The organism is Methanobrevibacter sp. UBA212 (assembly GCF_905233225.1).
Taxonomy (GTDB): Archaea; Methanobacteriota; Methanobacteria; order Methanobacteriales; family Methanobacteriaceae; genus Methanocatella.
This window is the reverse complement of sequence record NZ_CAJODJ010000050.1, coordinates 1-9,853: the sequence shown is the minus strand read 5'-3', so window position 1 is coordinate 9,853 and position 9,853 is coordinate 1. Positions and strand designations below refer to the sequence as shown.

Genomic DNA, 9,853 nt, shown 5'->3' with positions numbered 1-9,853 from the left:
TTGGTTGTTTTGTTGTAGGTCGCTTGGATTTTGACCTTTTTGCCCACTTTAAGTTTTTTCAAGATGTTTTTCTTGACTGTAACTTTTGCAACACCTTTCCTGTTGGTTTTTGCCTTGTAGGTTTTTCCCTTGAACTTGAACTTGATTACTTTTCCTTTAACGGCCTTTCCGTTGATTTTTAATGTAGCCTTTAAAACAAGCTTTTTGGCGGATTTCTTGACGCTGACCTTCTTGAGGGCCAATTTGATGACATCCTTATTGGCAGGGTTTTTGACGGTTACAAAGAAAGTGTTTGAGTAGAATTTCTCGTCTGAGTCCAGAATGACCTTGATCATGTGCTCACCTATGGTGAGTCCTTTAATGGATTCGCTAGCCTTTCCTGTTTCCAAACTGGCTGATTTGACGAATTTTCCATCAACGTAAATATCCATAACATCAGATGAAACAGGACATTTAATGTTTATATTCAGGGCATTTCCGGCTTCCAACTGATTTCTGTCCACATTGACCGAATATTCCGGAGAATTTCTGTCGACGTAAATGAAAACTTCATAATAGCCGGAATAGTTGCCCATAGTGTAGTTCACATAGAAGGGATGATTTCCCTCGGCCAGATTTTCCACCGGAATGATTGCTCGTCCGTCAACTACTTCAACTGTTATGACTGCGCTGCCCCACTGGTCTGCGTAATCGCCTATTCTGTTATATAGGGTTGCATTTCCTGAGGTTGCCTTAGAACCCTGAAGTATTATGGCACTTTTTTCGCCTACTGACATGTCATTAAAAAGGATTTCCGGAATAACTGCAAACACACAGCTTTCTGTCCTGCTGGGATATCTTTCATCCCCTGGATAAGTGGCGGTTGCATTGTATTTTCCTACCTTAAAATCGACCGCAGGAGCAAATATGGCCTCGCCTTCAGTCAGGAAAACCTCATATGACTTTCCGCTGATGTTGACGATTACCCTGTTTGAAACGGACTGCGGAAGTGCAATTCTAAATGAAATCCTATCGTCAAACAAAAATTCATCCATCAAGCCATCATCATCCTCCTCAGAGAACGGATAAAATTTGAACTCATATGTGAAATCAACCGTTTTTTCAACTTCATATGGCTCAACGGCACCGTTTTTCTGATAAATCGTTTTTATTTTATATATTCCAAAATTTGAAATTCCCAAGTCATTGGCATGGATATGCAAGCAAGAAATCTCCTCTTCAGAGTCAAAAGTCCTGTTATATGCCGCTGTTCCATTGTCTTCGACATATACACTAACGGTACCGTTTAAACCGGAAATGTCCTGAACATAAACGGCACAATAGAATTCATCATCCAAATCCACCGTATCGCTAACACTCACATTCACATCATCATTTTCTCCAATCGCATCATCAGAATCAATTGAAGCTTCTGTAGTGTTTCCTGCAGCCATTTCATCTGCCGCACTGGCGGCGGCGATTGTAAAAATGACCAGGATAAATCCCACAATTATCAAATATTTCATTTTCATGATTAATCACATCACTATATCAATAAGTTTGTGTGTAAACTATATTTAACAATTATGATGGATAGTATTGAAATCGGGAAAAATAGCTGAAATGAAATTAAAAAAATAAGAAAAATAAGGAATTGACTCCTTATTTTTTGACCTTAACGGTGTATTTTACGGTATCCTTGAGGTAGGTTGCCTGATAGGTTACCTTTTTGCCTTTTTTGAGCTTTTTAAGCACTTTTTTCTTGATGGTGAATTTGGCAACACCCTTCTTGTTTGTTTTGGCAGTGTATTTTTTGCCCTTGAACTTGAGGGTGATCTTTTTGCCCTTGAGGTATTTGCCGTTCACCTTGGCTAAAGTAGCCTTTATCACGAGCTTTTTGGCTGAACGTTTGACCTTGACCTTCTGGAGTTTCAATACGTGTTTTACTGTTAGCTTCTTGGTTACTTCAATGCCTAAAGCTTTTGTCGTGATTTTGTAGGTTCCAGGGTTCTGTGTGATAACGACTGTTGCAACACCATTGGCATTGGTGGTTACTGTCTTGAAGACCTTGCCGTTTACAAGGAAAGTGACCTGGGCGTTTGCGGCAACCTTGCCGTCAGTTCCATAGACCGTTACGGAGTATTTGGTGCCTGCTGAGTATATGACGCTCAAGTCGCCTGCAGTGATTTTAGGGTCAACGACCGTTTTGATGTTTACGCTGACTGTTTTGGTGAATGGGGAGTAGTTGTCATCACCAGTGTATCTGATTGTTGCGTTGTATGTGCCGTCTGCCAAGTCGGTAGGTTTTATGGTTGCTGAACCGTTGATTAAATCAGCGCCATAGTTTTTACCGCCGATGTTGACGATAATGCTACCTGTTGCGTTTTTAGGCAGGTTGACTGTGAATTGAGGAGTTTTGCTGTCGGTTGGAGTTGCAACATCAACGCTTGCATCAGGTTTTGAAACTTTCACTGTGGCAGATGCAGTATATTTGGTTCCGCTGGCGTCTTCAACCTCTACGCGAACTTGAGCTGTGCCGTTCAGTCCAGTTACCGGAATGGTGACCTTTCCTCCGGTGACTGGAGTTGTTGATACCTTTTCGCCATCCACATAAACGCTCACATTACCTGAGAAACCTTCAGGCAGGTCCATCGTGATGTTTCCGGATCCGTCGGAACTGAATGTCTGCGGAATGGTCAGGTTATTGATTTCAACCAAAATCTCGTATAAGATAGGTTCATATCCGCCATCACCGTCATACACATCAAATACGTGTTCGTCCAAATCATCGCCGATGTATTTGAATGATACGAAGTTGTCCTGTATCAGGTCGGCGGCGGAAATGCTTTCATTGATCTTGCCGTCTTTAAGCTCAACTGTCTTATATGGCTCGTTGTTGAGGATGATGGTGATGTTTCCTGTTGCGCTGCCAACATCGATTTCGACTCTTGCATCCTCACCCATTGCCACCAGACTGGACACGATTATCTTAGGTGAAAGCTCTATATCAGTGTATAAAGGTTCGATTTCAGTGTAGTTTCCTTCGTAAGCCACCTTAACATGATATTCTCCGTAACTCAAGCCCAAATCATTGACGTTGATTATGGCAGTGCCGTTTACAAGGGCAACTGTTTTCAATAGGCCATAGTCATAGCTTTCAGTATACGGGTCATATAATCCCAGATATGCTGACAGATTGCCTGTAGCGTCGCTTGGCAATACCAATGCGAAGAATGTTGAGTCGTTATCGCCGTCTCTCACTATCACATAACCTTCAATGGTAAAGTTATATGAGATTTCAGCGGCAGGATATTTGCTGTCACCTGGATATTTGACTGTGATTGTGTAGTTTCCTTCACCCAATCCTGTGAAATTGACTGTGGCTTCGCCTTCGATGATTGCGGCAGTGACGGTTTGACCGCCGATTGTTGCTGTGACATTTCCTGTTGCATCATCGGAAACTATGATGAAGAATGGGTAGAATGAATACAGCGGCATGACGTTGTCATCTTCAAGGTTGGCTATGTACAATAATTGGGCGAAAGTGAATTTGCCTGATTTCGTTAATTTTTCATGAGTCTTATCGCCTGAATATGTGATTTCATATGTGTGTTCGCCGATTGCGAGATCCTTTATGATGATTGCGGCCTCACCATGGTCAACAAACTCCATGGCATAGTCCTTTCCATCAATCAAGAGGCTTAAAGTTCCTGTTGCGTTAACATCATCGATGTCGAAATCTATCTCCTCATCGCCGTACATCACTTCCGGAACGTCAATCCATGTTACGGTGAATGTGCCTTCCTGTGAAATCGGATTATAATACCTGTAGAAGGTTGCGTTGATTTTCCAGCTGTGGGTTCCCAGGGTCAGGTTTTCCATGTCAATGTCGCCGGTAATGGTGGCGCTATAGTAGTCATCGAAGTAAATTTCCTTGCCTGCGACAAGCTTGCCGTCAACGTAAACCTCATATTCGAATCCTTGCGCATCCCTAGGGAGGTTGCTGATTATATATGCGTAATCCACATCTCCGAACTTGTTCAGTTTCTTGGCGAATTCGATGGTGACATTTGAATCCGGGCTGTTTTCAAATATCCTGAACTCATACTCCTTAAAGGTAACTCTATCTCCATCTTCACTGTAGATAACACAGAATGGATAATTAGTTATGTTTAATTTATCTAGAGGCAAATCAATTGAAACTGATCCTCTTGCAGGGCCATTATATATATCCAAATTTTCTTCAGGGCCCCAATAACTACCTAAAATAATGAAAACGGAGAGATTGCCTTTTACATTATCTGGTGAACTGACAGTTACTGTGTAATTTCCATTTTTCCAGACATATTTAGCGTAATCTACACGAGGAACGACACTAATATCCTCATTAACCACCTCAACATCATAGTCCTCACCTGTGTATTCGGCATAAATATCATAATCGCCGAACGGCAAATCACTTAATGAAATCTCGGCTTTGCCGTCCTTTAATTCAACAGTCTTGATTGTTACTTTATGGCCATCTTCAAATTCATAAACTGTCAAGTTTCCTGAAGCATTGCCAGGCAGTGTCAATGATATGACATCATTTCCATTATATGTGAATGTTTCAGGAACATGGATGACCGGCTCAACACAAATGGAATAGTTGCATGATTTTTCAGGGAAGTTTCCAGTGAGCGTGAAGGTCAGGTTGTATTCGCCTATCGGCAGGTTGTCGATGAAAAAAGAGTCATACATATAATCGACCTCGAAGGTCAATGTTTTGTTTGCAACGACAACTGAAACAGTTCCTTCTGCATAACAGGACAAATCAACTGTGAATTCCGTGCTTTTTCCAAATTCAATGTAGTCATCCATTTCATAGTCCTCACATTCAACATCGAAGTCGAAATCGAAAAGGAATGAGCCGTTGCCGGATTTATTAAAGTCCCCATTGCAGTATGTGATGTTGTAGGTGTGTTGCGTAAACTCCAAATCCTCATCGGACAGGTCTATCCTTATGCGGAAGCCGGAATAACCCTCGTCTATGTATTCTTCCACATCCCCGTCTCTGAATTTCTTATCGTCGATTAGAACTGTTATACTTCCAAAATCTGATGGCAGATATACCATGATTGAAGTTTCAACAGTTTTGTAAGAGTTGGCGATTATCCTGTCCGGAACATAGAATATTATGTCATCATAAATGAAATTGCGAACCTCTTCAAATGCATCGTAGCAATCATCGCCTGTGTAGTTAACTTTGAGAGTGTGCTTGCCCGGAATTAAATCCGCCAGATCCTTGAAATATTGAGAATAGTTTTCCTTTCCAGTGTATAGCAGGTTATCATCAAGGAAAATGGAATAATTATTTTTTAAATCCGATACAAGGTCAAAATAAAATTCAGCTTCATCATCACCGGTCAAGACGAAATCGGGAACAGCAAAATCAAATCTAGGAGCAGTATCAGTTATGAATAAAGTGTCATAATCTGAAGTCTCATTATAATAGCCATCACCAGAATAGACAACCTTAAACCAATGTGTGCTGCCAACTGAAAACATTTCGGCCAGATTTCCCAATTTTCCCAATTTAAGAGAATAGATATAAATATCGGAATCATCTTCATCCACAACATAATCCAAATTAGTTAATTCATCCTCAAATACCGGGTTACTCTCGTCATCAATGAAAACGGTAACATTTCCTTTTGCATCATTAGGGGCAGTGATTTCTGCAAAAGCATAGTCCTCATCTAAAGGAATGCCTCCTTCATCGTCAGTATTCAGAGATACGTCGACATCCTCATCGTCATAGTCGGAAAGCGTATCCCCTTCTCCACTATCGATTGAAACTGTCTCATCTACAGAATCATCGTTGTCGATTGCTGCAAGCGCATCTGAATCATCCGACGCGCTGACAGCACCTATTGTCAAAATGGCCAGTATCAAACCGACCATTATCAAATGCTTAATCTTCATAATTTCACATCTTAGCATATTCGTTTGAATATGATATAGTATTTTGACTGCAACTTATTTATAACATTCGGTTTGATGCGAACGAAATTGGCATTTTTTAAAAAATTAGATGGATTTAAAGTTGAATGATGTAAAATCCGATTATAAGCAATTCATGAAAAAAATAAAGAAATTTGAATATTTAATGCGTATTTTTAAACATTGTTTTAAATCAGCACGGAAGTTTTTGCAGAGGTTGTTTCCCAATTGAAACCTAAAGCGTGACTGTGCTCCCCTTATAGGTGGCCTTGACGCTTCTTATCTTTTTTGGCTTTTTGACGCTCAGCTTGGCGATGCCTTTTTTATTGGTTTTGACCTTGTAGACCTTGGAGTCGACCTTGATTTTCACAACTTCGTTTTTAACCTTCTTGTTGATTGTTGCCTTGACAATGAGCCTGTTTTTAGTCCTGCTTGCCTTTATGCTTATCGGCTTTACCCTAAACTTTTTGGTGAGCTTTGACCCCTTGTATGTGACCGTCAGCGTGTATCTTTTCTTTTTGAGCTTCATTGATTTTTTGAACTTCAGAACACCGTTCTTATCCGTTCTGACTTTATAGGTCTTGCCGTTGAACTTTACAGTCACCACCTTGGATATAAGAGGTTTTCCCTGCTTTGTTAGAAGTTTCATCTTCACATTGACTCCTTTGAAGGTGACTTCAGATGAAACGGGCTTGATTTTTGCCTTATATACTGTTACGACCCTCCACTGGTCAAGGTCCTCGAATCCGCTGGCGCCGTAATAGTCGATGTATATGTCATGTTCCCCCACTGCGAGGTTTTTAAGGGAGTATCTTGCAATTCCTTCCTTGATGATGACCTTATAAGGCTTATCGTCTATGTTGAATATCACATGGCCCCTGCAATCCTTTGGAACTTCCACCATGACGTATCCGTCTTCTCCTGCTGTAAATCTGTAGGTAACGCTGATTTTAGGGACAATCGTGAATGATGCCTCCACATCCTCGATGTCATAGTCATCGCCGCTGTAGCTTAAAAGCAGGTTATAATCTCCCGGAGCTAAGGAGTCTATTTTAGCCTCAGCATATCCGTTGGTGAGTCCAACAGTTCTGTAGAGGTTTCCGTTGACATAGACCATGAGGCTACCACAAGCATCTCCTGGAAGCTCAAGGAAAACCTTTGATGAGTCCATGTATTCGACCTCATCGGGAACATGGAAGCCGTAGTTTATCGTGAATTCGTAGGTCCTTTTAAGGGTGTAGAACTTGTCGTCACCTGCAAAGGAAACGGTCATGGTATAGTTTCCTGAACCGAGATTGGACACATCCACTTCAACCTGGTTGTTGACTATGTTTTCGCTGCGCTTGAATGGGTATCTTGTGCCGTTGATTTCGATTGTGAGGAGGTTGTTGTTGAGGGTGTCTGGCAGCATGACCTCTATTATGTTTTCATCGCCGTATGTGAATGGCACGATCCACACGTCGAAGTCATATGTCATGTTTACGGATTGGTTTTTGGTCCTTGAGAAGTCCTTGCCTTCGAAAGACACAGTGACCTCACGGTCAGTGTATTTTATGTAGTTTTCAAGGGAGAGTATGTACTCGCCGTTGGATGTCTTTGATGATGCCACCAGCCTGCCGTCGATGTATACCTTGACGCTTCCTGAGGCTTTGGATGATGCTTCAACCGAGATGCAGTCGTCATGGCTGATGTTTATGACCTTGGGTATGCTTATTAGCACATCGACTACGGTGAAGTTGAATGTCCTGTTGAACGGCCGGTAGTAGGAATCTCCGAGATATGATATCGTGACATTGTGCCTTCCCAAATCAAGACTTGAAAACAGGTCGGTCTGCCATGAAAGGACCGGCATTGCAGAGGTTCTCTCAACCAGTTTGCCGTCAATGTAAAGCTCAACCGTGCCGTTGGCTGACCTTGGAAAGACCAGCGCCACCTGGTGCTCCTTGTAGTGAAGGATCTCTTCTGGAAAGCGCAGGACGTCATAGTCCGGAGGATATGACATCACCTTCAGGGACTTTGTGATGTTGAGGTCAGCTCCGTTGTAGAATGCGGATACCTTATATGTCTTCATGTCCATCGGAGGATATACGTTGGCTATGATGATGAATTTAGGCTTTGGAAGCTTTATCGGGATTTCAAATGAATGGTCAGTAATCGTTTCGTTGTATATTGCCTCATCGTTTATCTTTATGCAGAACTCACCGGAGGCGCTTTCCGGAAGCTCGACTGATATGTTTCCCAAATCCTTTTCCCATACCTGCTCGTCGAATGTGACATTGATGTGTGAGGTTATGTCCTCTGATTCTAAAAGCGGTACGGTTTCAGTGGCGTTTGCATCCGTCAGGTTGTCCGCTGCGCTGACGCATGCCATAAATGCCAAAAGAAAAAGCAGGCTCGACACTACCATCCATCTAATCTTCATGAAAATAGTTTTATTCGAAGAGGTAAAAATAATTTTGCAAAATGAAATTTGCTTTAATGTGTGATGTTCGCTCAGGAAATGTGGTGTGAAATATCTGCGATGAATGTTTGATTAAAAAAAAGAAAAAGTATAAGGAGGTTATCTCCTTATTTAACTTTGATTTTAACTTTTTTGCTTATGCCATTGTAGTTTTTGTCTCCGGCGAATTTGACTGTTGCCTTATATGTGCCTTTTTTAGTTAACTTTTTGATTTTAAAGGTTGCTTTACCTTTGGCGTTTGTGGTTGCCTTGTAGGTTTTGCCTTTAATTTTTAAGGTAACTTTTGCATTCTTCAAAGCTTTGTTTAGGTTGGTCGTTAAAGTGATTGTGTACTTCTTGACTTTAACACTGTGTTTGAAGGTTTTCTTTTTGGCAGTCAATTTTGGCGTTGCCTTTTTGGCTGGCGCATTTGTATTTGTCGGAGTGCTTGGTGATCCGGCATCGCTTTTCTTGCTGACGATTATGTCTGCATAACTGGTTACTGCGTCGTGGTTTGCGTCAGGTATTGTCGTAATGCTTAAGACGTATGTTCCTTCATCCAATCCGTAAACAGAAATCTTATTTCCTGAAACATCAACGACAGCATTAGGATGGCCGAGAACATGAGCTTTAACACCAACAGAGTCGCCAAATGAAACGTAAGCTGAACCGACACTGCCGACTTCGAATTCTAGGCCGAATCCAACTAAGGAAGGAACCTTATCGATTGAAATATTCCTACTTAAATATGAAACATGAGAAAGTCAAGAAACCCGAATTTTCATATGTAATGCAATGTGTGTTTTCGCCATTATAATGGAATTTGCATTACATTTATATGAGATGTTTTCAAACTAAGTGATGCCAATGCCAAAACCGACTGTTAAAAAAAAGTATTTATTAATCTATATATAAATATGCATTCAATATAATTTAAAAAGACCATACAGTAAAATTTATTTTTCCTACACCCCAATCAAAGACTCAAAATATATATCCTATCAGCACAATACATTTAACCGTAAGAAACTTAGTGAGGTGACAACATGGCATTGGAAGGTGCTGAAAGAATAGATGAATTTTTAAACGAAGCGAAAGTGTTTTTCCTGGCAACAGTTGACGGAGACAAGCCTAAAAACAGGCCGTTAGGCTTTCACCTTTTAAAGGACGGCAAGATCTACTTTGGAGTGGGAGATTTCAAGGACGTCTACAAGCAGATGAGAAAAAACCCATACGTTGAAATCGTCGCCCTTGTGGAAACCGATTTCTTAAGGTATTACGGAAAAGCCGTCTTTGAAGAGGACTACACACTCGGGCAAAGCATTGTTGCAGGCAACGAATTCCTTCAGGGAATCTACAATGATGAAACCGGATTCAAGCTGGGAATCTTCCACCTTGAAGAGGCAACAGCCGAAATCCGTGACATCACCGGAAAAATAAACAAATCATACG

The 9,853-nt window shown here is 41.2% G+C and carries 5 protein-coding genes; 1 reads left to right on the top strand and 4 read right to left on the bottom strand.

Features of this window, described 5'->3' with window-relative positions; translation table 11 throughout:
* From QZ138_RS10320 to QZ138_RS10305, 4 genes are all read right to left on the bottom strand, one after another.
* Positions 1-1,511: hypothetical protein (locus QZ138_RS10320; RefSeq protein ID WP_292888952.1), on the bottom strand; the 1,511-nt coding region annotated here is incomplete at its 3' end.
* Between the two features lie 130 nt (positions 1,512-1,641).
* Positions 1,642-5,943 carry an Ig-like domain repeat protein gene (locus QZ138_RS10315; protein WP_292888951.1) on the bottom strand — a complete coding sequence of 1,434 codons (4,302 nt, stop codon included), beginning with the start codon at positions 5,941-5,943 and terminating at the stop codon, positions 1,642-1,644.
* 253 nt (positions 5,944-6,196) lie between these two features.
* Positions 6,197-8,383: a hypothetical protein gene (locus tag QZ138_RS10310; protein ID WP_292888950.1), complete on the bottom strand. Its 2,187-nt coding sequence runs from the start codon at positions 8,381-8,383 to the stop codon at positions 6,197-6,199.
* Positions 8,384-8,529: 146 nt separating this feature from the next.
* Positions 8,530-8,964 (bottom strand): Ig-like domain repeat protein, encoded by a 435-nt coding sequence (locus QZ138_RS10305; protein WP_292888949.1) that lies wholly within the window; start codon positions 8,962-8,964, stop codon positions 8,530-8,532.
* 483 nt (positions 8,965-9,447) lie between these two features.
* Between QZ138_RS10305 and QZ138_RS10300 the strand changes: the two genes are divergently transcribed.
* Positions 9,448-9,853, top strand: a 406-nt coding sequence (locus QZ138_RS10300; RefSeq protein WP_292888948.1) for a pyridoxamine 5'-phosphate oxidase family protein, incomplete at its 3' end; no start/stop codon positions are given.